General features: G+C 64.1%; 25 protein-coding genes, 1 pseudogene and 1 riboswitch. Of the genes and pseudogenes, 15 read left to right on the top strand and 11 right to left on the bottom strand.

Features of this window, described 5'->3' with window-relative positions; translation table 11 throughout:
- The 3 genes from CXY80_RS03055 to arsB are packed head-to-tail and all read right to left on the bottom strand — an operon-like array spanning window position 1 to window position 2,130.
- Window positions 1-639 carry an arsenate reductase ArsC gene (locus tag CXY80_RS03055; protein WP_104131560.1) on the bottom strand — a complete coding sequence of 213 codons (639 nt, stop codon included), beginning with the start codon at window positions 637-639 and terminating at the stop codon, window positions 1-3.
- Window positions 640-641: 2 nt separating this feature from the next.
- The gene (locus CXY80_RS03060) at window positions 642-1,046 is read right to left on the bottom strand and encodes an arsenate reductase ArsC (RefSeq protein WP_104131561.1); all 405 of its coding nucleotides are present in this window, start codon (window positions 1,044-1,046) and stop codon (window positions 642-644) included.
- A 16-nt stretch (window positions 1,047-1,062) separates the two neighbouring features.
- A complete protein-coding gene (gene arsB / locus CXY80_RS03065; protein WP_198415561.1) occupies window positions 1,063-2,130 on the bottom strand; it encodes an ACR3 family arsenite efflux transporter in 1,068 nt (355 codons plus the stop codon).
- A gap of 146 nt (window positions 2,131-2,276) precedes the next feature.
- Between arsB and CXY80_RS03070 the strand changes: the two genes are divergently transcribed.
- The 4 genes from CXY80_RS03070 to crcB all read left to right on the top strand — a co-directional run bounded on the left by CXY80_RS03070 (window position 2,277) and on the right by crcB (window position 4,315).
- Window positions 2,277-2,636, top strand: coding sequence for a helix-turn-helix transcriptional regulator (locus CXY80_RS03070; RefSeq protein WP_092448311.1), 360 nt, complete (start codon window positions 2,277-2,279; stop codon window positions 2,634-2,636).
- A 181-nt stretch (window positions 2,637-2,817) separates the two neighbouring features.
- Window positions 2,818-3,318, top strand: a complete 501-nt coding sequence (locus CXY80_RS03075) for a universal stress protein (protein ID WP_092448310.1) — start codon at window positions 2,818-2,820, stop codon at window positions 3,316-3,318.
- Window positions 3,319-3,406: 88 nt separating this feature from the next.
- Window positions 3,407-3,476: riboswitch (Fluoride riboswitch) on the top strand.
- A complete protein-coding gene (locus tag CXY80_RS03080; RefSeq protein ID WP_241991099.1) occupies window positions 3,474-3,938 on the top strand; it encodes a CrcB family protein in 465 nt (154 codons plus the stop codon). (Overlaps the previous riboswitch by 3 nt.)
- Window positions 3,935-4,315, top strand: coding sequence for a fluoride efflux transporter CrcB (gene crcB, locus CXY80_RS03085; protein WP_104131563.1), 381 nt, complete (start codon window positions 3,935-3,937; stop codon window positions 4,313-4,315). The genes CXY80_RS03080 and crcB overlap by 4 nt, the downstream gene beginning before the upstream one ends.
- Window positions 4,316-4,676: 361 nt before the next feature.
- Here crcB and CXY80_RS03090 read toward each other — a convergent pair whose 3' ends face one another.
- The 4 genes and pseudogenes from CXY80_RS03090 to CXY80_RS03110 form a co-directional block, all read right to left on the bottom strand.
- On the bottom strand, window positions 4,677-5,189 hold the full coding sequence (locus CXY80_RS03090) for a CHY zinc finger protein (protein WP_104131564.1): 513 nt from the start codon (window positions 5,187-5,189) through the stop codon (window positions 4,677-4,679).
- Window position 5,190: 1 nt separating this feature from the next.
- Window positions 5,191-6,078 carry a thioredoxin domain-containing protein gene (locus CXY80_RS03095; protein WP_158251547.1) on the bottom strand — a complete coding sequence of 296 codons (888 nt, stop codon included), beginning with the start codon at window positions 6,076-6,078 and terminating at the stop codon, window positions 5,191-5,193.
- 119 nt (window positions 6,079-6,197) lie between these two features.
- Window positions 6,198-6,592: pseudogene (locus CXY80_RS03100) on the bottom strand (sugar phosphate isomerase/epimerase family protein); the annotation flags it as partial.
- Between the two features lie 315 nt (window positions 6,593-6,907).
- The gene (locus tag CXY80_RS03110) at window positions 6,908-8,053 is read right to left on the bottom strand and encodes an ROK family protein (RefSeq protein WP_092448304.1); all 1,146 of its coding nucleotides are present in this window, start codon (window positions 8,051-8,053) and stop codon (window positions 6,908-6,910) included.
- A gap of 149 nt (window positions 8,054-8,202) precedes the next feature.
- On the opposite strand from CXY80_RS03110, the gene CXY80_RS03115 reads away from it, so the two are divergent.
- The 8 genes from CXY80_RS03115 to CXY80_RS03150 all read left to right on the top strand — a co-directional run bounded on the left by CXY80_RS03115 (window position 8,203) and on the right by CXY80_RS03150 (window position 16,505).
- Window positions 8,203-9,039: a sugar phosphate isomerase/epimerase gene (locus CXY80_RS03115; RefSeq protein ID WP_092448303.1), complete on the top strand. Its 837-nt coding sequence runs from the start codon at window positions 8,203-8,205 to the stop codon at window positions 9,037-9,039.
- Between the two features lie 40 nt (window positions 9,040-9,079).
- The gene (locus CXY80_RS03120; protein WP_092448302.1) at window positions 9,080-10,240 is read left to right on the top strand and encodes a substrate-binding domain-containing protein; all 1,161 of its coding nucleotides are present in this window, start codon (window positions 9,080-9,082) and stop codon (window positions 10,238-10,240) included.
- Between the two features lie 109 nt (window positions 10,241-10,349).
- Window positions 10,350-11,540, top strand: a complete 1,191-nt coding sequence (locus CXY80_RS03125) for a Gfo/Idh/MocA family protein (RefSeq protein WP_092448301.1) — start codon at window positions 10,350-10,352, stop codon at window positions 11,538-11,540.
- Complete coding sequence (locus CXY80_RS03130) at window positions 11,533-13,053, top strand: sugar ABC transporter ATP-binding protein (protein WP_199182215.1); 1,521 nt, start codon at window positions 11,533-11,535, stop codon at window positions 13,051-13,053. Before CXY80_RS03125 ends, CXY80_RS03130 begins: the two co-directional genes overlap by 8 nt.
- On the top strand, window positions 13,050-14,021 hold the full coding sequence (locus CXY80_RS03135; protein ID WP_092448299.1) for an ABC transporter permease: 972 nt from the start codon (window positions 13,050-13,052) through the stop codon (window positions 14,019-14,021). The genes CXY80_RS03130 and CXY80_RS03135 overlap by 4 nt, the downstream gene beginning before the upstream one ends.
- Window positions 14,018-15,130: a Gfo/Idh/MocA family protein gene (locus tag CXY80_RS03140; RefSeq protein WP_104131566.1), complete on the top strand. Its 1,113-nt coding sequence runs from the start codon at window positions 14,018-14,020 to the stop codon at window positions 15,128-15,130. Before CXY80_RS03135 ends, CXY80_RS03140 begins: the two co-directional genes overlap by 4 nt.
- The gene (locus CXY80_RS03145; RefSeq protein ID WP_104131567.1) at window positions 15,127-16,140 is read left to right on the top strand and encodes a sugar phosphate isomerase/epimerase; all 1,014 of its coding nucleotides are present in this window, start codon (window positions 15,127-15,129) and stop codon (window positions 16,138-16,140) included. Before CXY80_RS03140 ends, CXY80_RS03145 begins: the two co-directional genes overlap by 4 nt.
- Window positions 16,137-16,505: a putative quinol monooxygenase gene (locus CXY80_RS03150; RefSeq protein ID WP_104131568.1), complete on the top strand. Its 369-nt coding sequence runs from the start codon at window positions 16,137-16,139 to the stop codon at window positions 16,503-16,505. The genes CXY80_RS03145 and CXY80_RS03150 overlap by 4 nt, the downstream gene beginning before the upstream one ends.
- A gap of 418 nt (window positions 16,506-16,923) precedes the next feature.
- Here CXY80_RS03150 and CXY80_RS03155 read toward each other — a convergent pair whose 3' ends face one another.
- The 4 genes from CXY80_RS03155 to CXY80_RS03175 all read right to left on the bottom strand — a co-directional run bounded on the left by CXY80_RS03155 (window position 16,924) and on the right by CXY80_RS03175 (window position 22,467).
- A complete protein-coding gene (locus CXY80_RS03155; RefSeq protein WP_104131569.1) occupies window positions 16,924-18,399 on the bottom strand; it encodes a xylulokinase in 1,476 nt (491 codons plus the stop codon).
- 245 nt (window positions 18,400-18,644) lie between these two features.
- Window positions 18,645-19,841, bottom strand: a complete 1,197-nt coding sequence (gene xylA / locus CXY80_RS03160; protein WP_104131570.1) for a xylose isomerase — start codon at window positions 19,839-19,841, stop codon at window positions 18,645-18,647.
- Window positions 19,842-20,581: 740 nt separating this feature from the next.
- On the bottom strand, window positions 20,582-21,427 hold the full coding sequence (locus CXY80_RS03170) for an NAD(P)-dependent oxidoreductase (RefSeq protein ID WP_104131572.1): 846 nt from the start codon (window positions 21,425-21,427) through the stop codon (window positions 20,582-20,584).
- A 35-nt stretch (window positions 21,428-21,462) separates the two neighbouring features.
- Complete coding sequence (locus tag CXY80_RS03175) at window positions 21,463-22,467, bottom strand: aldo/keto reductase family protein (RefSeq protein WP_104131573.1); 1,005 nt, start codon at window positions 22,465-22,467, stop codon at window positions 21,463-21,465.
- A 138-nt stretch (window positions 22,468-22,605) separates the two neighbouring features.
- On the opposite strand from CXY80_RS03175, the gene CXY80_RS03180 reads away from it, so the two are divergent.
- From CXY80_RS03180 to CXY80_RS03190, 3 genes are all read left to right on the top strand, one after another.
- Window positions 22,606-23,838 (top strand): ROK family transcriptional regulator, encoded by a 1,233-nt coding sequence (locus CXY80_RS03180; RefSeq protein ID WP_104131576.1) that lies wholly within the window; start codon window positions 22,606-22,608, stop codon window positions 23,836-23,838.
- Between the two features lie 25 nt (window positions 23,839-23,863).
- Complete coding sequence (locus tag CXY80_RS03185; RefSeq protein WP_369828611.1) at window positions 23,864-25,138, top strand: multidrug effflux MFS transporter; 1,275 nt, start codon at window positions 23,864-23,866, stop codon at window positions 25,136-25,138.
- A gap of 99 nt (window positions 25,139-25,237) precedes the next feature.
- Window positions 25,238-26,342, top strand: a 1,105-nt coding sequence (locus CXY80_RS03190) for a DUF222 domain-containing protein (protein ID WP_146070653.1), incomplete at its 3' end; no start/stop codon positions are given.

Below are 26,342 nucleotides of genomic sequence, written 5' to 3' on the forward strand. Positions count from 1 at the left end.
TCAGACGGCGGGGGTCACTCCGAGACCGGCCAGCATCTCCGTGACGTTCGCCCGGATCTGGTCGCGGATGCGCCGCACCTCCTCGATCGGCTGGCCGGCCGGATCGACGAGCTCCCAATCGACGTAGCGTTTGCCAGGGTAGATCGGGCAGGCATCGCCGCAGCCCATGGTGATCACGACGTCCGCCGCCTGCACCACGTCGTCGGTGAGCGGCTTCGGAAATGACTCGTCGAGCGACAGGCCGAGTTCGGCCATGACCGCGACCATGGTCGGGTTCAGCTCGGGCAGGGGCATCGATCCGGCCGAACGCACGTGCACGGCACCGCCCGACAGGGAATTGGTGAACACCGCGGCCATCTGCGAGCGGCCGGCATTCTGCTCGCAGACGAACAAAACTTCGGGCACCGGGCGCTCGATCGCACCCTTGGCCTGGCCCAGTGCATTCAGGCGTTCGCGAGCAAAGCGTGCCGTGCGGGTCGTCAAATGAGCCTTCACGCTCGACGTGCGCAGCAGCCCGGTATAGGACTCGAGCACGTAACGTTCGACGGTCTCGGCGGCGAAGATGCCGTGAAACTGCTCGGCGAGCTCACCGGCGAGACGCTTGAGCGACTCTTCCGGGTAGGTCAGGCCGGGAAGCATGCCTAAGCCTCGACCGGCAGAATCTCGGCGAGCAGCGCCTCGATGCGCGCCTTGATCTCATCGCGAATGGGGCGCACGCTTTCGATGCCCTGGCCGGCCGGATCGTCCAGCTTCCAGTCCTCGTAACGCTTGCCTGGAAAGATCGGGCAGGCGTCGCCGCAGCCCATTGTGATGACGACGTCGGACTGCTTGACGGCCTCGGTCGTGAGGATCTTCGGCACGTTGCCGGCGATGTCGATGCCCTCTTCGGCCATCGCGGCGATCGCGACCGGGTTGATCTGATCCTTCGGCTCCGAGCCGGCCGAGAGTACCTCGACGCGGCCCTGCGACAGTGCGGTCAGAAAGCCAGCGGCCATCTGCGAGCGTCCGGCGTTGTGTACGCAGACAAACAGTACGGAGGGTTTCATTTCTAAGTTCCTTCAGTTAGACGAGGGTACGAGTGGATGCTGCGACCGGCGCAGAGTCGGCCGCCGGCATCCGTTCGGGAAAGAGTCGCGGTTTCAGCCAGAGCGCGACGTAAACGAGCGCGACGAGCGCCGGCACTTCGATCAGCGGGCCGACGATGCCGGCGAGGGCCTGGCCGCTGAGGGCGCCGAAGGTTCCGATCGCGACGGCGATCGCAAGCTCGAAGTTGTTGCCGGCGGCGGTGAAAGCCAGCGTCGTGGTGCGTTCGTAGCTCAGGCGCAGCAGGCGCCCGGTGAGGAAACCGGCGAGGAACATCATCGCGAAGTAGACCAGCATCGGCAGTGCGATGCGGGCCACGTCGCCGGGGTGGTCGATGACCTGCTGGCCCTGCAGGGCGAACAGCATGACGATCGTGAACAGCAGTCCCCAGAGCGCGAACGGGCCGACCCGGGGTAGAAAGCGAGCCTCGTACCAGTCGCGGCCGCGGCGGGCCTCACCGATGCGGCGAGACAAATACCCGGCCAGCAGTGGAATTCCAAGGAACACCAGCACGCTCGCGGTGATCGCCCAGATCGAGAACTCGGCGCTCGTGGTGGGCAGGCCGAGCCAGGCCGGCAGGACCTGCAGGTAAAACCAGCCGAGGGCACCGAACGCGACGACCTGGAACACCGAGTTCACGGCCACGAGAAATGCTGCGGCTTCGCGGTCGCCGCAGGCGAGGTCGTTCCAGATCAGCACCATGGCGATGCAGCGGGCGAGGCCGACGATGATCAGTCCGGTGCGATATTCGGGCAGGTCGGGCAGAAAGATCCAGGCCAGGGCGAACATGAGCGCTGGACCGACCAGCCAGTTCAGCAGCAGAGAAGAGATCAGCAGGCGCTTGTCGGAGGCGACGGAACGGGCATCCGTGTAACGCACCTTGGCGAGCACCGGGTACATCATGATCAGTAACCCGATGGCGATCGGCACGCTGATCGAGCCGATCGTGAACGCGTGCAGCAGATCGCCGACGGCCGGAACGAACACGGCGAGCAGCAGGCCGAGGCCCATGGCGGCGAGGATCCAGACCGGCAGCAGCCGGTCCATCGCGCCGAGTCGGGTGGGGGCAGGTGCCGTAATGCTCACGAATCTCCAAGTCTTGACGACAGCGATTCGCGGTAACATTGATCGTTGTCGATGTCCACGCTAGATCAATACATTGACCAATGTCAATCTAAGGAGGATCTGTTCAGATGACGTTTACCCGGACCCTGCCCCTGACCGACATTTCTCAAGCGGATGCCTGCTCCTCCCCGCTGGCGCGCGCCGCCATCGCCCCGGACCACGCAGACTCCCTGGCCCGCTCGCTCAAGGCCCTCGCCGACCCCGCCCGCCTGCGCATCATCTCGATCGTGGCGGCCCACGCCGACGCCGAGGCCTGCGTCTGCGACCTCACCGACCAGCTCACGCTGAGCCAGCCAACCATCTCGCACCACCTGAAGGTGCTCGTCGACGCAGGTTTTCTCAGTCGGGCCAAGCGGGGAACCTGGTCGTATTACAGCCTGGTACCCGGCTCGCTCGACTCCGTCGCGGGCGTGCTGGCCGCCGTCTGAGGTCGGCCGCCTGATCGCGTCCGGGACCTGAGCCGTCCTGTCAGGCCGCCGTTCGTGCTGATGGCCGGCGCCGGGGCATCCGTTTGTGTCGCGTGTCGTTTTTCGAATTGTTCGGTCTGTTCTGGCCCTATGCGCTCGGCGCAATTGCTGGCAAGCTGGCGCCAGGGGAGAGGAGCCATCCGTGAGCACCTATGTGATCGTCGGCGTGATTCCGGGCCAGCCCGACGCCGTTGTGCTGGAGGCCGCTGCCTTTGCTGCCCGGTTTCAGGCCGAGCTGGTCTGCGCCACGGTCGATGCCGGCCGATATTTCGTGGATGAGTTCGCCGATGGAGGCGTTATCTCCCTGCCGATCGACCCCGACCTTGACGACACCGATGACGACGGATTCAGCGTGGCCTTCCGCGCTCACCTGACGACTCTGCTCGATGGCAGCAACCTGGTCTGGTCTACCCGGGCGGTGGCGGGCGATCCGGCCCGTGCCCTCGCCCACCTCGCCGACACGCTCGACGCCGCGATGATCGTGGTCGGTACCCGCGAATCCGGCGTGCGGGCCAGCGTGCAGGAATTCTTCGGCGGCTCCGTGGCCGTACACCTCGCCCACCGGCAGCACCGGCCGGTCGTCGTAGTTCCGCTCGCCCCGGTAGCCTTCCGCGACGAGCTGCCGTGGGAGTCGGAGCGGTAGCCGTCCAGCCGCGCGGGTATTTCGCGCCGCAGCGATTACGTGCCGCAGTCGCCACGTGCCGGAGGCCTACCCGGGCGCAGACGTGTATTCTGGCCTCGGCGATGGATCCCGCCGGAGCATCCGCTCAAACTGCCCGCGCTGATGGTTCCTACTCATTGCGACGGAATCACACCGGGCAGGACACCATCGACGAAATCACGCCGCGCGCCGCGCATCTGCGCTGGCGCTACCTCGGCCTGGTGTTTCTCGGCGGAACGGCGGGCACCGCCCTGCGCGAAGCGCTCTCGCTCGTGCTTCCTGACGGTCGCCTACCGCTGACCACGCTCGGAATTAACCTACTCGGTGCCCTGTTGCTTGGCCTCCTGCTCGAGGCCCTCGTGCGCAGCGGACACGATGCCGGTGGCCGCCGCAGCCTGCGACTCCTGCTCGGCACCGGTCTGCTCGGCGGTTTCACGACCTACAGCGCGCTCGCGACCGACAGTGCACTGCTCCTGCACGGCGGCGAGGTCGGCCTCGCGCTCACCTATGCTCTCGGCACCGTGCTGCTTGGCGGCGTGGCCACCGGGCTCGGCATCGTGCTCGGCGCCGCTCTGCACCGGCATCCGGGGGCGAACGGATGACCCCGCTCCTGTTCCTGGGGATCGCCTGCGCCGGCGGCGTGGGCGCGGCCGCCCGGTTCTACCTCGACGGCCTCGTGCGCTCCCGCCTCGGCGGGGCGTTTCCGTTCGGCACGACCATTATCAACGTGAGCGGCTCGCTGCTGCTCGGCCTCGTCACCGGCCTCGCCCTGAACCACCTGCTCGCGCCAGAGTGGAGCCTCGTGATCGGCGTCGGTCTGCTCGGAGGCTACACGACGTTCAGCACGGCGAGTTTCGAGACCGTGCGACTGGCCCAGCAACGGCGGTATCTGGCCGCGCTGGCCAACGGGATCGGCATGCTCGTCGCATCCGTTGGCGGCGCAGCACTCGGTCTCTGGGCGGGGCTGGCGCTCGGCTGACTCTGACTCTGACTCTGCCTCTGCCTCTGACTCTGACTCTGACTCTGCCTCTGCCTCTGACTCTGCCTCTGCCTCTGCCTCTGCCTCTGACTCTGCCTCGGGCGCCCGCGAGGCCGGGCCCATGTTGCGAACGGGGGCCCACGATCGATCATGGTCCCGCTTTCCGGGCCCGGGCCCGGGCCCGGAAAAGATTGGGCCTGAAATGGGAGCCCGCGGAATGGGGTGCGTGCGCCGCCGCGAGGTGCTAACTTNATGGGAGCCCGCGGAATGGGGTGCGTGCGCCGCCGCGAGGTGCTAACTTTGGCACCTCACCAGAGATGACCAGCGTTCAGGGGGCTGAAGGTATCGGCCCGCGGCCGGGTCACCCGTCGGACTCCTCGAAGTAGAGGTGGGCGTGCAGGCGGCAGCCGGGGTTGAATTCGGCCGCGCAGTGCGGGCAGCGCTCGACCTGGCGATACTCGGTGATGCTGAGCTCGCGGTGGCAGGCCCCGCACAGAATCGCGAGCTCCGACCACTCGGACTGTGGCCACCGCCGGGCCGCATGCGGAACGGGTTCGCCCCGTACAGCCTCGTCGTGGCACTGGTAGCAAGGGTAGTAGCGCCGGCAGCAGGCGAACCTGATCGCCACGATGTCCAGTTCAGAGTGAAAGTGGATGCAGCGGGTCGCCGAATCGAGAACCGCCCCGAACACGGGCGGCGCGGCATCCGTTTTCGCGGATGCTACGCCGGCATCCGGCGGTGGAGCTGCGCTCGCCCTGTTGGCGGGGTTGGCGCTGGGCTGAGAACGTCGGGCCCAGGTTGCGGAGCCGGGCCCATGATCGATCGTGGGCCCGCTTTCCGGGCCCGGGCCCGGTCGATGAATCGGGCCGAACATGCTATTCGCCCGACTCGGCATCAGCGGACGCCTGCTCAGTGACGAAGGCTTCGAAAGTGGCGGCATCGCTGTTGGAGCCCGAGTACTTCACGCCATTCACCAGCACCGTCGGGGTTCCCTCGATTGCATCAATGTCGGAGTTGGGAATCGGTCCCTCGAGCGCACGTTGCGTCGAGGCGTCGACCCAGTCGGAGTAGGTCTGATCGGCGATGCAGCTGGCGACCTCGCTGGAGGTCACCCCGGACCCCTCAACCAGGCTGGTCAGCTCGGCATTGGTCAAGCCGGTCGTGTCCTCGGCGGGCTGATCGGCGAACATGGCCGCGTTGAAATCGAGAAAGTTGTCGGGAGCATAGTTGGCCACGCAGGCAGCCGCGTTTGCGGCGCGGGTGGCGTACTCGGTGCCCGACGACAACCGATCGAGAATTGAGATCGGGTGAACCTCGACCGTGGCATTTCCGGCGGTGACCCACTCGGTAATCTGCTCGCCATTGGTGGCCTCGAAATCGCCGCAGATCGGGCACAGGTAGTCGATGTACATCACGATGTTGGCCGTCTCGACAAGCGCGCTCTGGTCGGTGGCGATCGGGTCGGCATCCGCTTCTAGAGCTGCTGTCGCGGCGGCGGAAACCGTCGTTCCGTCGCTACCGAGCAGGATGCCGTCGCTGGCCATGTTGGCCGGGCTCGCCGCTGCCGGGGCGGTGACGTTGTTCACGATGACCACGGCGACGATGGCGACCACGGCGAGCAGGCCGATACCGATGCCTCCGCGCAGAAAGAGTCGACGGCGTTGGTCCCGCTTGACCTGCTCGGCGCGCATGAGGCGGGCGGTTTCGCGGGCGTCTTCGCGGCGGTCTTTCTTGGGCGGGCGGGCCTGGCCGGAAGTGCTCATGCGGAAGTTCACCATTCGTTTGTAGCTGCTGTTGCCTAAAACGTTAGCGGCCCTGCCTAACGGTCTGGTTCCGGGAGCCTGTGAGGCGACTGTGAGAGCCGAGCTTAACGCGTGGGCACCTACTGGGTGAAGGCCGCATCGAACGAGGTGCTCGGCTGCGCAAAACCGAAGCTCATCAGGAAAGCGAGTGCCTCCGGCGCGCCCTGCAGGCGGTCCATGCGTCTTCGTACTCCACCGAGAGGGGGCCGTCGTAGCCGATCGCGGTCAGCGCACAAAAGCTGTCCTCCCACGGCACATCACCGCGGCCCGTCGAGACGAAATCCCAGCCGCGTCGCGGGTCTCCCCACGGCAGATGAGACGAGAGGATGCCGTTGCGCCCGCCACCCATCCGCATCTTCGTATCCTTGCAATCCACGTGGTAGATGCGGTCCTGGAAGTCGCTGATGAACGCGACCGGATCGATCTGCTGCCACATGAGATGGCTGGGATCCCCTTTCAGGCCGAACGCCGGGCGGTCGCGTTCAGACTCGCGTTCGCGCCGAGGTATCCGGGGAGTAGTGCCTATCCATCGACGAGTTCAGTTTGCCTGGCTTTCACCGCCGAAAACATCGCCAAGACCAACGCGTCCGCCGACATGAAATTTGGGTCGTCCAACGATGTCGAAACGGCTTGACACCTCTGAGAAACAAGCAGCGACGAGATGCCATCTCTGATGGGTAAAACGAGAGTCTTTATGAGTCGTGTTTTACTTGATCAACACCGTATTTTTAGATTTTCCATGCGTCAAAACCCGAACCCGACCGATGGGTGGATGCTCGTGCAACTGCATTCAGTCGAGCTCGGCGATCATCTCATCCACGGCGGCCGCACCCAAGCGCTCGCTGAGCACCATGAGCCCGGCTCCTCGGATGCCCGCATCGGGACCACCCCGAGCGGGCACGATGTTGAGGTGCTGATTGGCTAGGGGAATCGATCGCCGGTACACCACTTCACGCACGCCTGCGATGATCTCCTGCACGTTTATACCCAGCTGTCCCCCAATGACGACGACAGACGGGTTCAGGACGCTGACGCACATCGCCGTGACCTCGCCGATCGCTCGCCCCGCCGCGCGCGCAGCGGCAATCGCTGTGGGGTCGCCCATTCTGATGCGGCCGGTGACGTCACCGGGCCCGATAATCGCGACCCCATCCCGACTCAGGTACGCCGCTATTGCCGGGGCGCTGGCCGTCGCCTCAAGGTCACGATCGTTGGCCGTTCCGGGCACCAGTACATGTCCAATGTCGCCTGCTGAGCCCCGGGAACCGCGCTGCAGTACTCCGCCCAGGATGATGCCCGCGCCAATTCCCGTGGACACCTTAATGAAGACCAAATCGTCGACCGCGGGCCACTGGGTCGCTTGCTCGCCGAGTGCGAGCAGGTTCACGTCGTTGTCGACCAGGACCGTGGCCATCAGGCGCTGGCGCACAAAAGCGGGGATGTCAAAGCCGTCCCAGCCCGGCATGATCGGGGGGCGGATGGGCCGGCCCGTCGAATGTTCTACGGGGCCTGGCACCCCCACGCCAATCCCCAACAGATCCCGTTGCTGATGACCACTAGCGACGAGTAGGCGCTCCGCGGTGTCGACGGCCCATGTGAGAATCTCGGTCGGTCCGTCGGCGATGTCAAGCACCCGGCTCTCCTGATAAAGCACGCGGCCGGAAAGGTCGAGAACGCCCACCGCACCGCGGGTAGCGCCAAGGTCGATTCCTATGCAGACCCTCGAGGTCTGGTCGAACATCAAGCGCGCGGCGGGGCGCCCGCCTGACGATGATGCCAGGCCTTTCGGAGTCACCAAGCCGATCGCCGTGAGCCCAGCCAGCCTGTTCACCACGCTGGTTCTCGCCAACCCGGTCTCGTCGACAAGCTCGGATCGCGTTCGCGGTCGGCCGTCGCGGAACAGCTGAAAGAGGTCGCCGGCACCGGATGAAAACATAGTCTCGTATCCCAAATCATGAAAAGACCAATGAGTAAAAAGAACACTACCGGACCGAACGAGTGCCCAAAAAAACTGTCTATTGACATTTTAATGTCATAAGTGCTACTTTCAACCCAGCAAGGACAAACTACAAGGAGGTAGAATTGATGAAGTTCGCCTACGAGGCCAACGCGTGGGGCGGCGTGGTCGGTACGCCCGGCGCAGTGACTGATCTGGGATCGGGTTTCTATGTGACGCCGGGAGACGTGCATCAAACCGTCCAGGCGATCGCTGCAGCCGGCTACTCCGGAATCGAGTTGTTCGACGGCAACCTCCTTCCCTTCGAAGAATCGATCGACGACTTCGTATCTATCGTGCAAGCCAATGGCCTTGAAATCGCTGGCGTCTACACTGGTGGACACTTTATCTACCCTGATGCCCAGGAAGACGAGCTCGTCCGCTTCGATCGTTCGATTCGACTAGCCGCGTTCGCGGGTGCGCGCCACTATGTAGTCGGCGGCGGCGCAGTGCGGTCCACCGGCCCTAGGGCGCAGGACTATGAGGTAGCTGGTGCCTTCCTGGATATTATCGCCGAGCGCGCTCGCGCGGCCGGCCTCATTCCCAGCTATCACCCTCACCTCGGAAGCATCGCCCAAGCACCGGACCAAATCGACGCTCTCTTCGCCGCCACCTCCATCGGTCTTTGTGCCGACGTTGCGCACATCGCCGCAGGCGGCGGTGATCCCGTAGCCGTAATCCAGAAGTACAGCGACCGTCTGGCGTACGTGCACCTGAAAGACCTCGATCAGAAGACCAACGCCTTCCTGCCGCTGGGCGCGGGCGACCTGGACCTCACCGCCATCTTTGCTGCGGTCATCGACGCGGGCTATCAAGACTGGATCACCGTTGAGCTCGACGGATACGAGGGTGACAACGATGAAGCTGCCAGGAAAAGTCTTACATTTCTGCAGAACCTAACGCTTACCGACCCCGCACGATCCTAAGCACGACCAAGTAGTTACTCATAGCAAAGGAGCATGGAGAATGAAAGTTTCAACAACGCTTGTCGCCGCAGTTGCGGCCGCGGGTCTATTCGCGTTGACGGGGTGCACCCCGTCTGCGCAATCCACCGCAACCGAGGTTGCACCCGAGGTCACCGCTCAGATTGATGCGGCCCTCGCGGACATCACCGGCAAGGTTTTCAGCATCGGCCCCAACGGCGAAGAGCCCGCCTCGGTCGACACCACGACTGTAACCGACGAGCAGGCAACCGAGATCGCGGGTATGGGCCTCACCGCCGCGATTGTGATGCACTACGGTGGAAACGACTGGGCGAACGCCCAAATCGCCGGCCTGAACGCGGAATTCGACCGTCTCGGCATCGAAGTCATCGCAACCACGGATGCTAACTTCAACCCGGCCACGCAAGTCGCCAACATCGAGACGGTTCTGGCGCAGGACCCCGATATCATCGTGTCCATTCCCACCGATCCTGTGGCAACGGCTAGTGCCTACCGCAAGGCCAGTGAACAGGGCGTCAAACTAGTTTTTATGGACAATGTGCCCCAGGGCTTCGTCGCCGGTGAAGATTATGTCTCGATGGTGTCAGCCGACAACTACGGTAACGGGGTCACCTCGGCATACCTCCTCGCCCGCTCCCTCGGTGGCCAAGGAACGATCGGCGTGATCTATCACGAGGCCGACTTCTTCGTCACCCAGCAGCGATACGCTGGCTTCACGAAAACGATCACCGACGAGTTCCCCGATATTGAAATCATTCAGGAGCAAGGAATCGCCGGGCCTGACTTCGCCGGCGATGCCCAAGGCGTGGCCAACGCCATGCTCACCAAAAACCCCGACCTCGACGGTATTTGGGCTGTTTGGGACGTGCCAGCGGAGGGCGTGATGGCCGCTGCCCGAGAGACCGGTCGCACCGACATCAAGATCGCCACCGAAGACCTCGGCACGAACGTGGCGATCGCTCTGGCGAAGAATCAGATGATCGTTGGCCTCGGAGCCCAGCTTCCCTATGACCAGGGAATCGCCGAGGCCGACCTCGCCGCGCTCAGTATGCTCGGTCTGGAGGTTCCGGCCTACGTCGCGCTGAGCTCGCTGCCCGTCGACCACAAGAACGTTCTTGAGGCTTGGGAGACCGTTTACCACTCGGCTCCGCCGGCTGCCATCAAGGATGCCTACGTCGACTAATAACCGATGATCGACTCGTGGGGCGGCCGAAAACGGTCGCCCCACGAGAACTTTTGAAAATTGATGATCAACAGAACTGTCGAGCCCCGGTGGCTCAGGAAAGGTAGTCATGCAAGAGATTAATATCGCCATGATTGGTGGCGGATTTATGGGTAAAGCCCATTCCCTCGCCTACGCGGCGATGCCCATGTTCTTCTGGCCGTCTCCGGCGCGCCCAATCAAGAAGATCATCGTCGATGTGACCGACGATCTTGCTCGCACTGCCGCCGAGCGGTACTCGTGGGACGGTTATTCGTCATCGTGGCGCGACGTCGTCAACGATCCCGGGATCGATGTAATCGATATCGCCACCCCGAATAATCTGCACGCCGAGATCGCAATCGCCGCTGCCGAGGCCGGCAAACACATCATTTGTGAAAAGCCTCTGGCCCCGACGGCCGGCGAAGCCCGCCGCATGTACGAGGCGGCCCAGAAGGCCGGCGTTGTTACAGCAGTTGCCTTCAACTACCGCCGCACCCCGGCTGTAGCGCTCGCTAAGAAGTACATCGACGAGGGCGCTATTGGCACCATTCTGAACTTTCGCGGTACCTATTTGCAGGATTGGAGCGCAGATCCGAACTCGCCGCTCAGCTGGCGTTTCCAGAAAGACATCGCCGGCTCGGGCGCCGTGGGTGACATCGGCTCGCACGTGGTTGACTTGGCCCGCTATCTGGTCGGCGAGATTTCCGAAGTTACCTCGCTGGTCTCGAACTTTATCCCCGACCGTCCGCTCCAGTCTGGTGGTTTTGACGCCCTCGGCGGTTCCTCCACGTCTGACGGCCCGCGTGGCGCGGTCGACGTCGACGACGAGGCAATGTCGTTGATCAAGTTTCGCAATGGCGCGGTCGGCTCCCTTGAGGCAACGCGCAACGCCTGGGGCCGCAACAACTACATCACCTTCGAAATTCATGGAACCGAAGGCTCTATTTTCTTCAATTACGAGAACCGTGACGAGCTCCAGGTAGCGTTCAAGAATGACCGCGCCGATCGTCGAGGCTTTCGCACGGTATATACCGGCCCGAACACGCCATATGGTGAGTCGCTCTGGCCTATCCCTGCGCTGGGTATCGGTTACAGCGAAACGAAGATCATCGAAGCCCACGACTTCCTCAAGGCAGTCGCTGAAGGCGGAACTGTCGAACCCAACTTCGCCGACGGCTACCAAGCCGCGCTCGTCGACGACGCCATTCTTGAATCCGGCCGAACCGGTGAGTGGGTGCGGGTTCCGGATGTGACCGACCCGAACGCCACCGATGTCTGAGACTGCTGGCGCCCCTCCAGCGGTAAGAATGCGAGGCATCGTCAAGAGCTTCGGCCCGGTCGAAGTCCTGAAATCCGTTGACATGGACATCGTGGCCGGTGAGGTGCACGCTCTCGCCGGAGAGAACGGCGCGGGCAAGTCCACCCTAATGAAGGTCCTGCAAGGCGTTCATCCGATCACCTCTGGCACTATCGAGGTCGGGGGACAGCCGGTCGTCATCCGAACCACCGTCGATGCCGAGCGGGCCGGCATCGGCATGGTCTTTCAGGAATTCAGCCTCATCCCCTCGATGACGGTAGCGCAGAACATCTTTCTCAACCGCGAGATCCGCGGTAAAGCCGGACTGGTTGATGACCGTATGGCGGAGAAGGCGGCGCGCGAAATCTTTGACGGTTTGGGTGTAAAGATCGACCCCAAGGCGCGGGTGGAGACGCTGGGCACCGCGTACTGGCAGCTGGTGGAGATCGCTAAGGCTTTGGCCAAGAATGCCAGCGTCCTGGTAATGGACGAACCCACGGCCAGTCTCGCCAAACACGAGGTTGAGAACCTCTTCGAACTTATCGACAAGCTCAAGACCCGTGGCATCGCCATCGTCTACATCTCCCATCGGATGGACGAGATCCGCAGGGTCGCCGACCGCATCACGGTTTTGCGGGACGGCCGCGTCGTGCTCGCAGCCGGCGTCGCGCAACTGACCGCAGCTGAGATCATCGAAGCGATCATCGGCCGGAGGCTCGCCTCTGACCTGGTATATCGCGACCGACACCTGCTGGCCGATGCTCCCATTGTGCTCGAAGCCACCGACATTGGGAGCAGTCGCGTACTCAAATCAGTCAGCCTCACGATCCGTGCTGGAGAGATCGTCGGTCTCGCCGGGCTGATGGGCAGCGGACGCACCGAGTTCGCTCGCGTGGTCGCCGGAATGGACCGTCCGACTCAAGGAACGCTGAGTATCGATGGCACACTCGTTCGCTTTAGTACCCCGATGGCGGCTCAGCAGGCGGGTATCGCGCTCATTCCTGAGGACCGTCGCGAACAGGGGCTGGTGCTTGAGCACTCCGTCTCGGAGAATCTCGCCCTTCCCGTGCTTGACCGCGTGAAGTCAGGCGTCTTCCTTTCCATGACCAAGTTGCGCGAGCTGACCAATCAGCTCGTCAACCGCTTCGACGTCAAGGTCGCCGACCCCTATGCGCCGGTCAGTCTGCTGTCAGGCGGCAACCAGCAGAAGGTAGTCGTGGCGAAGTGGATCAACACAGGCCCTCGCATATTAGTGATGGACGAGCCTACCTCCGGTGTCGACATTGGCACGAAGACGGAAATCCTCGACATCGTGCGTGAATTTGCATCGCAGGGCAATGCGGTGCTGTTCATCTCATCCGAATTACCAGAACTCCTCGCGGTCGCCGACCGCATCGTCGTGTTCCGCGAAGGACGCTCCGACCGCGAACTCGACCGCGACGACGTCGCGAGCGAGGAACAGCTTCAACTCATAATCCAAGGAGAGGCAGCATGAGCAGCCCCACAACGGCCACCAGGCCATCCCTCATCTCCCAAGCTGTTAGTCGGTTCGACTGGCGTAGCAACGTTATTTACATCGCGTTCGTGGTCGTGTTCATCCTGTTCGCCATCTTCCTTAGCAACGACGGATTCCTCTCCGCCAACAACATGCTGAACATCGTGCGGCAGACGGCAACAATTTCGATAATGGCTGTCGCAATGACCTTCGTGATCGCCACTGCCGAAATCGACCTCAGCGTCGGCTCGATCGCCGGTCTCGCCTCCGTCGTCACCGCCATGGCGACGACCCAGTGGGGGCTCGTTCCCGGCATCGTCGCGGGACTACTCTCCGGGGCCATTATCGGCGCGATCAACGGCGGACTCGTTGCCTTGCTGAAGGTCCCGTCCTTCCTCGTTACGCTTGGGATGCTCGGCCTCGCGGCCGGGCTCGCGCAGTGGATCACCGCCTCGGCACCCCAGCCCATCAGCGACACCTTGTATGTGCAGATCTTCGGCGGCGGTGATTTCGGCCCTGTACCCGGGCTCCTCGTCTGGACGGTCGTGGCCGTGGCGGTCGGATGGATTGCAATGAACCGAACAAGTTTCGGACGCCGTGTGTTGGCGACCGGCGGTAATCCCACCGCAGCCGCGTACACCGGAATCCGCACCGCACGGATTAAATTCACCGTACTGCTTCTTTCAGGTATCGCCGCTGCTATCGCAGGGATGCTTTACGCGGGCCGGCTCGAATCAGGCCGCTTCCAATGGGGCCAAGGTGACGAGCTCACAGTCATCGCCGCAGTAATTCTCGGCGGTACAAGCCTTTTCGGAGGCCGGGGGGCGATCATCGGTACGCTCGTCGGGTCGCTCTTCATGGGTCTCATTAACAACGGCCTCATCCTCGCCGGGCTCGACGTCGCCCAACAGTCGGTCGTGCGTGGCGCGATCATCATCGCAGCGGTCGCCTTATCGAGGAAAAAGTGACGACCCGACCGCTCCGGAGCGGCATTATCGGAACCGGCTTTATGGGACGGGTGCACACACACGCTGTGCGTTCAGTAGGCGGCGTCGTCGTCGCCTACGCCGGCCGCGATGCCGACCGAACACGACGAGCCGCTGACGAAGAGAACGTGCCGCTGGCTCTCACACCAGAAGAGTTGATCGCCCATCCGGATGTCGATCTGGTACACATCTGCACTCCAAACGCGCAGCACGTTCCACTAGCCCTGGCCGCAATTGCCTCGGGCAAACACGTCATCTGTGAGAAACCACTAGCCCTCACCGCCGACGACGCCCTACGGCTCCAGCGCGCCGCCGATGATGCCGGAGTCGTAAACGCCGTGCCCTTCGTCTACCGCTTCTATCCGACGGTTCGCGAAGCAAAGGCCCGAATCGCCGATTCTGGCGAACGCATCTGGCTCGCGCACGGTCACTACCTACAAGACTGGCTCTCCGATCAGTCGAGCTACAACTGGCGGGTGATGGACGCGGGATCCCGTGCCTTCGCCGACATCGGTGTGCACTGGTGCGACCTTTTCGAGTTCACTACCGGTCACCGCATACAAAAATTGCTCGCGCAGAGCTCGCGGCTACATGACACTCGCCTGTCCGAGGCGGGCGAGGTCGCCGTCGCCACAGAAGACGGAGTGACCATGATGTTCCATACAGATCACGGCGCCACAGGCTCTGTCGTAATCTCCCAAGCCAGCCCCGGACGTAAAAATCAGCTGTGGATGTCGCTCGATGGCGAACACCGCTCCTATGCCTTCGACCAAGAAAATCCAAACGGTCTGTGGATCGGGTCGACCTCAGGAATCTCAATCATTCCGAAGGGCCTTGAGACGGTGAACCACGCTGCCACCGCGCCCTACGTCACAGTGCCCTCCGGGCATCCGCAGGGCTATCAAGATTGCTTCGGTCTATTCATGAAGGATGTGCATTCCGTGATCGAGGGCAAAGTCGTCCATGGACTTCCCACCTTTGCCGATGGAGTGCGTGCCGCCCAGCTGACGGATGCAGTCATCGAGTCATCGAAATCGGGTAATTGGGTTGAGGTCGTACCAACTCGTCAGTCGACCTCGAGGGCGGCATGAGCCAGCCGACGCACCCCGTCACCTTGTTCACGGGCCAATGGGCAGACCTCCCCTTCGAAGAGGTAGCGCGCCTGGCCGCCTCGTGGGGCTATGACGGTCTTGAGATCGCCGCGTCGGGCGACCACCTCGACCTACAACGAGCCGATGAAGATGCCGCGTACCTCGCATCCCGGCTCGAGATTTTAGACCGCCACGGCCTGAAGGTCTTTGCCATCTCGAACCACCTCGCAGGGCAGTCCGTCTGCGACGCTCCCATCGACTTTCGCCATCAGGCGATCCTGCGCCCCTATGTGTGGGGAGACGGAGAGGCTGAAGGTGTGCGGCAGCGGGCAGCCGAGGACATGAAACGTGCCGCGCGCGTCGCGCGCAAGCTCGGGGTAGACACGGTTGTGGGATTTACTGGTTCATCGATCTGGCCGTACGTTGCCATGTTCCCGCCAGTGCCGCCGTCGGTCATTGAGGCCGGCTACGATGACTTCGCCGCACGATGGAATCCAATCCTCGACATCTTCGACGACGAGGGCGTTCGATTCGCGCACGAAGTACATCCCGGTGAGATCGCCTACGACTACTGGACAAGCGTGCGCACTCTTGAGGCGATCGGCCATCGCCCGGCGTTCGGCTTCAACTGGGATCCGAGTCACATGATGTGGCAAAACATCGATCCTGTCGGATTCATCTGGGACTTTCAAGACCGGATTTACCACGTGGACTGCAAGGACACCCGACTGCGCCCAACCAACGGCCGTGCCGGCGTTCTGGGTTCCCACCTCGCGTGGGGCGACCCACGACGCGGCTGGGATTTCGTATCGACAGGACACGGCGATGTGCCATGGGAAGACGCATTCCGAGCCCTGGAGGCGATCGGCTACAGCGGACCCATCTCGATCGAGTGGGAGGATGCAGGAATGGACCGGCTCCACGGTGCGGCTGAGGCAATCGAGTTCGTTCGTTCTAAGCTGTGGACACGGCCGACCGACTCATTCGACGCGGCGTTCACAAACCAATGACGACGCCAGCGGAGTCGGCGTTCGTTGTTTTTGCTCAAATTCGGGTGTGTGAAGCGAAGCTCGAACGGTTTCTCACGCATCTTCGAAGGCTTGCCGAGCGGTCCCTCGCCGATGAGACCGGCTGTTTGCAGTACGACGTAATCGAACTCGATCAAGCGACCCGGCTGTTTGGCGTCTACGAGGTCTACCGTGACGCCGAGGCCTATAACGTACACCGGACATCCGTTCACTTCCACGAATGGGAGGTTGTGGCCGAAGGTGTTATAGAAGAGAGTGGCCTCGATGTGCAAACCGGTCGGCTGGTGCGCACAAGCTCCGCCCGGACCGGTGCCCCGTGTCGGAAGTCCCCTGTGGAAGTCGTTTAAGGGATTCGAGGATTTGATCTGCGGGTTCTGGTCCAGATGCATGGTTTGGGGGGCGTCGTTCCACGCTTTCACTCAGTTACTGTATCGGCCTTGAGCGCTCGGGAGCTGCGGTGATCTGAACGTCAGAGGAGGTCTACGCATCGTGGTGTCCAGCGACATGGACGCGGTCGGGTGCTCGAGGACGCCAGGAGGGTCATCCAGCACATACTCGCACCTGATGCGATCGTCCGGCGCCTGAGCGAGCTGGCTCGATCCCCTCCAGAAATCGGCGACCGGCATCCGAGCAGGGCGAGGCACCGCTCATACGTGCGCCGGGGAGTGGATGCGCGCTGGCTGGGGGAAATTGAGCAGTTGAAACGGTCGTCGTTGCGCACCGGCTATTCAGTGGTCGGCGCCTACGGTCCCGCTTGAGGAGCGTTCAGAGGAATGAGGCCGCGGCGTGCGCGGCGTACTGCGCGCGAATGACCGTCTGAAAGTCGGGCGCCGGCTCGGCCGCAATGGCCGCAGCCCAGGTCGGCCGGGTGCCGGTCAGAGCCCAGGCCGCCTGCACTGCCCCGCCGTCGGCGACATACTCGCCCGGCGCCGGTACCACGACCGGAGCGGCGAACACCTGGGCGGCGATGGCGCGCACGGCCGGGTTCTGCGCCGCCCCGCCGATCAGCAGAATGCGCCCGACGGCAACGCCCAGCGCCTGCACGGCGTCGAGGCCGTCGGCCAGTCCGCACAACATGCCCTCGATCGCGGCGCGTGCCAGGTTCGGCCGGGTCGTCGACGCGAGAGTCATTCCGAAAACGGATGCCGTCGCCTCCGGCAGGTTCGGCGTGCGTTCCCCGGCGAAGTAAGGCTGCAGCACGAGGCCGCCTGCTCCCGGCTCGGCTTCGAGGGCGAGGCGCCCTAACTCGTCGTAGTCGACACCGAGCAGGGCCGCGATAGAGTCGAGCACCCGGGCGGCATTGAGGGTCGCGACCAGGGGCAGGAAGTCTGCGGAAGCCGAGGCGAACCCGGCGACGGAGCCGGAGGCATCCGTTGTGGGCTGATCGGTGACGGCGAACACGGTGCCGCTCGTGCCGATCGAGACGATGACGTCGCCGGCGCTCGCGCCGAGGCCGAGGGCGGCACCTGCATTGTCGCCGGCACCTGCGGCAACCACGATGCCGGCTGGGAGCCAGGCGTGGTTGCTGCTGTCGACGAGTCGCGCGGTAACGCCGGCCTGGTCGGCGGCATCCAGCACGCGGGGGAGCACGGCGGCGTGGCCGAGGGCGAGTTCGAACAGGTCAAGGTCGTAGTCGCCGGTGCTCGGTGACCAATACGCTGTGCCGCTCGCGTCGGAACGGTCGGTGGTGAGCTGTGTCAGCACGGGGCCGAGGGGATTTTCGGCGGCCGGGCCATCGGCGACGACGGAGGTCGCGGCCGGGCCGAAGCCGCGCAGACGCCAGGTGAGCCAGTCGTGCGGCAGGGCTACGGCGGCGACCCGGGCCGCGTTGGCCGGTTCGGCGTCCTGCAGCCAGCGGAGTTTGGTCGCGGTGAAGGACGCGACCGGAACGACTCCGGTGCGGGCGGCGTACTCGGCGGCGCCTACTTCGCGCAGCAGGTCGAGGGCGGCCGGGGCGCTGCGGGTGTCATTCCAGAGCAGCGCCGGGCGAATGACTTCGCCGTCGACGTCGAGCACGACCATGCCGTGCTGCTGCGCCCCGATCGAGATGGCGGCGACGTCGTCGAGCCCGCCGGCGTCAGCGACGGCCTCCTGCAGGGCGTCCCACCAGGCGGCGGGGTCGACCTCGGTGCCTTCGGGGTGGCTGGCCCGACCGGACCGCACCAGCGCTCCGGTATCGGCGTCACGAATGACGACCTTGCAACTCTGTGTCGACGAATCGACTCCGGCAACCAGTGTCATGACATGTCCGTTCGTAGGTCAGGTGCGCATAACTCCTGCAATCTGTGCGGCCGCCCAGTGACTTTGGCGTAAAGACGTGGGTGTCGGTGCGGGCGGCAGATAATTTGCAGGAGTTATGCGCGGTGGTGGGTGGCTAAATCAGGAAACCGGGGGTGCTGGTTGGCACCCGACCCCGATTTTACGGGGCACATAGTGGCGATGGCGGCCGACCCCCTGAATTAGCCCCCGCCGGGCAGGGGCAGGGGCTAGCGGGCGCCGAGCAGGTGTTCGAGGGCGAGCTGCTGCAGGTGCACGAAGCCGAAGCCCTTGCCGCCGAAGTACGCGTCGGTGTCGAAGTCTTCGTAGGAGCCGCGGTCGGCCAGCAGGTCGTCGTAGCTCTCGCCGGCGGCGAGGGTGTTGTTCGACAGGTCAGGCACCTTCGACGCGGCGAGGGCCGCCTGCACCTCGGGGTCGGCGCGGAAGGCGGCGGCGCGCTGTTTGAGCAGCAGGTAGGTGCGCATGTTGGCGGCGGCCGAGGTCCACACTCCGGCGACGTCTTCCGTGCGTGAAGGCTTGTAGTCGAAGTGGCGGGGCCCGGTGTAGGTCTGGCCACCGTTAGGGCCACCGTTTTCGAGCAGGTCGACGAGGGCGAACGCGTTCTGCAGGTCGCCGTGCCCGAAGACCAGGTCCTGGTCGTACTTGATGCCGCGTTGACCGTTCAGGTCGATGTGGAACAGCTTGCCCTGGTACAGCGCCTGGGCGATGCCGGCAGCGAAGTTGAGGCCGGCCATCTGCTCGTGCCCGACTTCGGGGTTCACGCCGACCATTTCGGGCCGCTCAAGCGTTTCGATGAAGGCCATCGCGTGGCCGACGGTCGGCAGCAGAATATCGCCGCGGGGTTCGTTGGGCTTGGGCTCAATGGCAAAGCAGATGTCGTAGCCCTTGTCGGTGACATAGTCGCCGAGCAGGTTGACGGCCTCACGGTAACGCTCGAGCGCCGAACGGATGTCCTTGGCCGCGTCATACTCGGCGCCCTCGCGGCCGCCCCACATGACGAAGGTCTGGGCGCCGAGCTCGGCGGCGAGGTCGATATTGCGCAAAACCTTGCGGAGCGCGAACCGGCGCACGGCCCGGTCGTTCGAGGTGAACCCGCCGTCCTTGAACACCGGAGCGCTGAACAGGTTGGTGGTAACCATCGGCACGACCAGGCCGGTGTCGGCGAGGGCCTGCTTGAGGCGGTCGATCTGCTGCTGGCGGGCGGCATCCGTTGAACCGAAGTCGAACAGGTCATCATCGTGAAAGGTGAGGCCGTAGGCGCCGAGCTCGGCCAGGTTGGTGACGGCGTCGACGACGTCTAGCTTGGGCCGGGTGGGGCCGCCGAACGGGTCGCTGCCGTTGTAACCGACGGTCCACAGGCCGAAGGAGAACTTGTCGTCGCGGGTGGGGGTCAGGCTCACGGTCATGTCACTACTTCCATTTCAGCTGCATTGATGATTTGTTGATTACTCAAACATATATCAGAAGCGAGCGCAATCGTGCGTGAATTTGCGTAGCCGAGCATCCTCGCCCTGTCGATCGTCTCGGTCAATACACGGGCATGGTGTCTAGCAGCGTTTTCACCAATTCAAGAATCTTTTGGGGCAGCGGGAATTGAGTCCTGGACATCGGTCAACCCTGCAATGGGTCGGTTCAGATTCGGGTATTCCGTGCTGTTGCGCAAGTTGCCGCATCCAGTCGAGTTCATCGAGGACAGGTCCAAGCGGCGGATGGGGCTGGGCGCGGGTGGATTCGTAGAGTGTGAGGTGGGCCCCGGCCCTTTTGGCTCGGAGCCCCTGGTTGGCCAGTTCCGCAGCGAGCGACTTGCGTGCTGCGTCATAAGCGAGCTGGAAAGCGCCGGGTGCGTCGTGGTGCATGGCGAACTCCGCGGTGGCCAGGTGCGCCTCTGCCTGGTCGATCATGAGGTCTGAGAGCTCTCGATTTGGTGCCACCCGATCCAGTCGGCGCTCCGCAATCAGGCGATCAACTACGCTCCGTCCTTGTTCCCAACAAACGATCATGAGTTGGTTCCTCCGATCTTCAAATCGACGAGGGGTCGCCTGGAGTGTGCTCACGAAGGACGAATCCCCCGTTTCCCAATCATTCACAGATAGACGCACTTTATGTGAAAGTAAACACGTCGTTCCTTGTCCACGGGTTCAACGCGCTACACGTGATCCCGCCAGCTGTGCTCGGGGGCGAAGCCGAGCATCCGCTTCGCCTTGTCGATCGACAGCAAGGTCTCGTGTTCGCCGACCTCTTTCGTGACGGAAACGTTTGGAAAGACCGCGGCCGCCAGGCTTGCACTCGACCGACTCATCACGGTGTCGGCGGCCGCGATGATGAACGTCTCGAAGCCCGGCTGCGCCTGCTCGAGCGCCCGCAGCACGGCCTGGGCGCCGTCGCGCCCGTCGATGTAGCCCCAGAGGTTCCACTTGCGCAGGGTGGCGTCGGCGTCGTAGCCGGGGAAGGCCGCGTAGTCGCCTTCGTCCATGACGTTGGACAAGCGCAGCGCCGTGATGCTGAGCAGCGGATCCCAACGCACGAGCTGAATGGCCATCTGCTCTTCGAGGTGCTTGACCAGCGAATACGTGCTCTCCGGGCGGGCCGGGTACTCCTCATCGACGGGAATGTACGGCGGGTCGATATCGAAGGGCAGACCCAGGGTCGTCTCACTCGAGGCGTACACGATGCTCTTGATGCCCGCCCGCCGCGCGGCCTGGAACACGTTGTAGGTCGCGAGGATATTGTTATGGAAGGTGGCCACGTCGGGCAAAATGCCCGGGGCCGGAATGGCGCCGAGGTGCACGAGCGCGTCGAACCCGTCGGTGCGGTCGTCGATGCCGAACATCACGTCACTCACCTGGCCGTAGTCGGTCAGGTCGATCTGGGTGAATCCGGCGCCGCGCACTCCCGACTGATCGAGGTTGGTGATGGTGTGGCCCTCGCTGGTCAGGCGCGCGACGACGCTGCGTCCGAGCTTGCCACTGCCGCCGGTAACGGCGATTCTCATTAAGTACTCCTTTTTTAATAACGGATGCCGCTGGCTTACGCTTCGCGCTGCTCCGGCGAGACGGTCTTGCGCGGGTCGAACTCGGCCAGGTCGCGCACGGCGGCGTCGATTTGTGTGAGCACCTCAGAGTCGAGCTGCACTCCGGCGGCCTTCACATTGTCGGCGACCTGCTCGGGGCGGGAAGCGCCCATGATGGCGGAGGCGACGTTCTTATTCGCGAGCACCCAGGCGAGCGCGAGCTGAGCCATGGTGAGCCCGAGGTCATCGGCGATCGGGCGCAGCTTCTGCACGGCCGTGAGAACCTCGGTGCTCATCCAGCGCTGGATCATATTGGCGCCACCCTTGGCATCCGTTGCCCGGCTGCCTTCAAGGAGCGCCTGCCCCGGCAGATACTTGCCGGTAAGCACGCCCTGCGCAACCGGGGACCAGACGATCTGGGAGACGCCGAGTTCCTCGGCGGCCGGAACCACCTCGGATTCGATCACACGCCAGAGCATCGAATACTGCGGCTGGTTGGAGATGAGCTGAATATTCAGGTCGGTAGCAAGCTTGTGGCCGACGCGTAGCTGCTCGGCGTTCCACTCGCTCACCCCGATATAGAGGGCCTTGCCCTGGCGCACGACGTCGGCGAAGGCCTGCATGGTCTCTTCGAGCGGGGTCTCCACGTCGTAGCGATGCGCCTGGTAGAGGTCGACGTAGTCGGTCTGCAGCCGGGTTAGTGAGCCGTCGATCGACTCGAGGATGTGCTTGCGGGAGAGTCCGACGTCGTTGTGGCCCTTGGGGCCGGTCGGGCCGAAAACCTTGGTGAAAATCTCGAGAGATTGGCGGCGTTCGCCCTTGAGCGCGTTGCCGAGCACCTGCTCTGCCATGGTGTTGGCGTACACGTCTGCGGTGTCGAAGGAACTGATTCCCGCGTCGAGGGCCGCGCGCACGCACGCCGTCGCGGTGTCGTTTTCGATCTGAGAACCGTGGGTCAGCCAATTGCCGTAGGTGATTTCTGAAACTTTTAATCCGCTGTTGCCGAGATAACGAAACTCCATGACGTCCCTGTCTGGCACCCGTGTCCGTCAGCGCCGTCGATGATTTGTTGACTCTGGCAACGTATCACCCCACGATGTCCATCCGGAGCGGTAACCTGAATTCTGATCGAAAAATGAGAGTCGAGAGCAGTGGACGCCATGCAGGGCACCAACCATGACGATCTGCGTCGCCGCAACCTGTCGATCATTCTGCGCCTGGTGCACCGGAGCGGGGCAGCATCGCGCGCCCAGCTCACCCGACTGACCGGCCTGAACCGGTCGACCATCGGCGCCCTGGTTGCCGAACTCGTCGAGCGCGGGTTGGTTGAGGAACGCACGCCCGACCCGACCAAACTGGCCGGTAGGCCGAGTCCGATCGTCGCGGCGAGCGACCGCGTGGTGGCCCTCGCGGTGAACCCCGAGATCGACGCGATTACCGTGGGAGTGGTCGCTCTGAGCGGCGTCGTGCACCGCCGCATCCGCTTCGCAACGTCGTCGTCGCCGACGGCCGCCGAGGCCGTCGCGATCACCGCCGGCATCATCGACGATCTGCGAAATGACCTGAGCGAATATTCCATAATCGGAATAGGCATTGCTGTGCCCGGTTTGGTGCGTGCGTTCGACGGGCTGGTGCGCCACGCCCCACACCTCGGCTGGGTCGACGAGCCGCTCGGCGACCTCCTCGCGGCGGCAACGGGCCTGCCCGTCGTCGCGGCCAACGACGCGAGCCTCGGCGTCACCGCCGAACGCTACTTTGGTGCCGGGCAGGGTATGACCGACTTGATCTACCTCAACGGCGGATCGAGCGGAATCGGTGGCGGCCTCGTCGTCGGGGGCGTCGCGGCCGGCGGTCGAGCGGGCTACGCCGGAGAATTCGGGCACATCCGGGTCAGCGCGAGCGGGCAGAAAGACTCGGCGGGCATCGCGGGCACCCTCGAAGCGGAGGTGACCCGCGACGCTCTGCTCGAGGTGCTGGGCCTGCGCGCGAGCGAAACGGATGCCGACACCCTCGAACGCGCGCTGCTCGCCTCCGATTCCGCGGCGGTGCACGCCGAGGTCGCCCGGCAGCTCGACTTTCTGGCCGTAGCCCTGGCTGGCGCGGTGAACGTGCTCAACCCGCAGGTGATCGTGCTCGGCGGCTTTCTCGCCGCGCTGCACGCAGCCGACCCCGACCGGCTCAGCCGCGCGGTCGCCGCTCTGTCACTCGGGACAGCGTTCGACGGGGTGCAGATCGCGCCCGCGCTGCTCGGCTCGAATCTGCTGTTGATCGGGGCGGCCGAGCTGGCCTTCGAGGCGCTGCTGCTCGACCCGCAGCTGGATCGGGGGAATACTTTCGCGCTCCCCGCGCTTAGCGCAAGGGTGGCCGTGTCGCCCGCCAACCATCCTCACTAAACCAACCAAGGACGTCCGCTACGTGATTACCGCCAGCATCCCCGTCATCAGTGCCGCGCAACTTTCCTCGACTGCCGTGCACCTCGGGGACAAGCTGAGCCGGCGACAGCGCATCGTCTACATTCTCATTCTGGGAGCCCTCACCGCCCTGGGCCCGTTCACGATCGACCTCTATCTGCCGGCCTTCCCGACTCTCGAGAGCGAATTCGGTGTCTTGCCGTCGGTCATTCAGCTCACCCTGACCGGAACCATGATCGGTTTCGGGTTCGGGCAGCTCGTTGTGGGTCCGTGGAGCGACAAGGTGGGCCGCCGGCTGCCGCTCATGCTGGCGACCGGCGTGCACATCCTCGCCTGCGTCGGTGCTGCGATGTCGAACGACATTATTGTGCTCGCGGGGTTCCGCGTGCTGCAGGGCTTTGGCGCTGCGGCCGGTGCGGTCGTGGCGATGGCCATGGTGCGCGACCTGTTCGGCGGCAAGCCGCTCGTGCGTATGCTCTCCCGGCTGGCCCTGGTCAGCGGCCTCGCGCCGGTGCTTGCGCCGGTCATCGGTTCGCAGCTTCTGCTCGTGATGAACTGGCGCGGCATCTTTTGGGTGCTCGCCGCCTACGGCGTCATCGTGATTCTGGCCGTCGCGTTCTGGATCGTGGAGACGCTGCCCGAGAGTGAACGCAACGTGAAGGGGCACAACACCCTGGCGCAGCGCTACAAGGCGGTGCTGAGCGACCGCACCTTCGTCGGCGTCGCGATCATCGGGGCGATGACCTTCACCGGGCTGTTCTCCTACCTCTCGGCGTCGCCGTTTCTCTTTCAGGATGTCTACCGGTTCAGTCCGCAGGAATACGGCCTGCTCTTTGCCGTGAACTCGCTCGGTGTCGTCACCGGTGTGCAGTTGAGCTCGCGGCTGATGCACCGATTCAACATTGGGCCGCAGTGGATTTTGTCGGTCTCTACCGTTGTGCTGCTGCTCACCGCCGGGGCGATCGTGCTCCTGGACTTTGCTGGCATGGGACTGTGGGGCACTCTGGTTCCGCTGTGGTTCTTCATCGCCGCCTGCGGCTTCACTTTGCCGAGCGTTCAGGTCATTGCCCTCAACGCGCACGGGCATGAGGCCGGAACCGCGGCGTCGCTGCTTGGCGCGGCGAACTTCGGTGTGGCCGGCCTGATCTCGCCGATTGTGGGACTGCTGGGAGTGGGAACGTCGATACCGATGGCATCCGTTATGGGAGTCGCCGCGGTGGTGTCGCTGCTCTCCCTCTGGCTAATCGTGCGCCCGCGCAGCGTTCCGGCGCTCGAGCGCTGACTTTCTCCGGAGCTTCTCCACAGGAGATAGTTTCGATTCGTTATCCACTGATAATGAGCTTTTCTCGAGGTTTCGGGGGGTCGGTGGGAGAATTGGGGTATGCACAACCTCGCTGATGAGCTTCGCCGGGCGGCCGATCGGGTCGCCGCTCTCGGCGATTGCAGCGCAGCGTTTGATGCTTTGGGTGAGGCCGATGTGCTGGCCGGGCAGCGGTCACTGGCTGAGGCCCGGCGATTGCTCGACGTGTTTGCGGCGTGGATGGCCGGTACGGTCGCGCGCCGGTCCCGGCCCGAGCTGGGAAGCGAGGGTTTGGCTGCGCGGCAGGGGTTCGCGACGCCGGTGGCGATGGTGCAACACATCAACGGCTCCAGCCGTGGGGAGGCGGAGAAGCTGGTCGCCTCGGGCATTTTGATCGGTGAAACGGATGCTGCCGAAAAGTTGGCCGCGGAAGGCGATGACGACGGTGCGGATGGCATCGGCACGGGTGACGTCGATGCCGGTGGACTGGCGGGCCGGCCGGTAGTGCCGTGGCAGGCGCCGATCGTGCATGCCGTTGCCGCCGGCACCCTCACGGTGGACCAGGCCGACGCGCTGCGCCGAGGTTTGGGCGAGATCGATCTGGCCGTGTCCGCCGATATTTTGCGCGCCGCGCTCACGGAGCTGGTGCCGGAGGTGATCGGGCTCAACGTTGAGCTGATATTCCGCCGGGCGCGCCGGTTGCGGGACCAGCTCGACGAGGCTGGCATTCGGGCTCGGGAGAAGCAGGCCCGCGACGATACCAAGTTCAAGCTGTTTCGCCGCCAGGACGGCATGGTCGTGCTCAGCGGGCTGTTCGCCCCCGAACAGGGCGAGTACTGGCTCAGTGCCTACGACTGTGTCACCAGCCCGCGCCAGCGCGGAGGCGTGCGCTTCGTAGATCCGGAGCAGGAGGCCTGGGCGGACCGGGTACGGAACGACCCGCGTACCGTGGACCAGATCGCCGCGGACTCCTTCACCGCGCTGCTCAAGACCGGCACCGATGCAGACCCCACCAAAATGTATGGCGGACGCCAGCCGGCGGTGCGGATCATCGTCACCCAGGCCGACCTTCAGCGTGCCGGACTCGTGCCGGCCGACGTCGCTGAAGCCCGGGACGAGATCACCGGGCAATCCGGGCAGACCGGGCAGACCGGGCAGAGCGGGCAGAGCGGGCAGAGCGGGCAGA

This window comes from Cryobacterium sp. M91, assembly GCF_002929615.1.
GTDB lineage: Bacteria > Actinomycetota > Actinomycetes > Actinomycetales > Microbacteriaceae > Cryobacterium > Cryobacterium levicorallinum.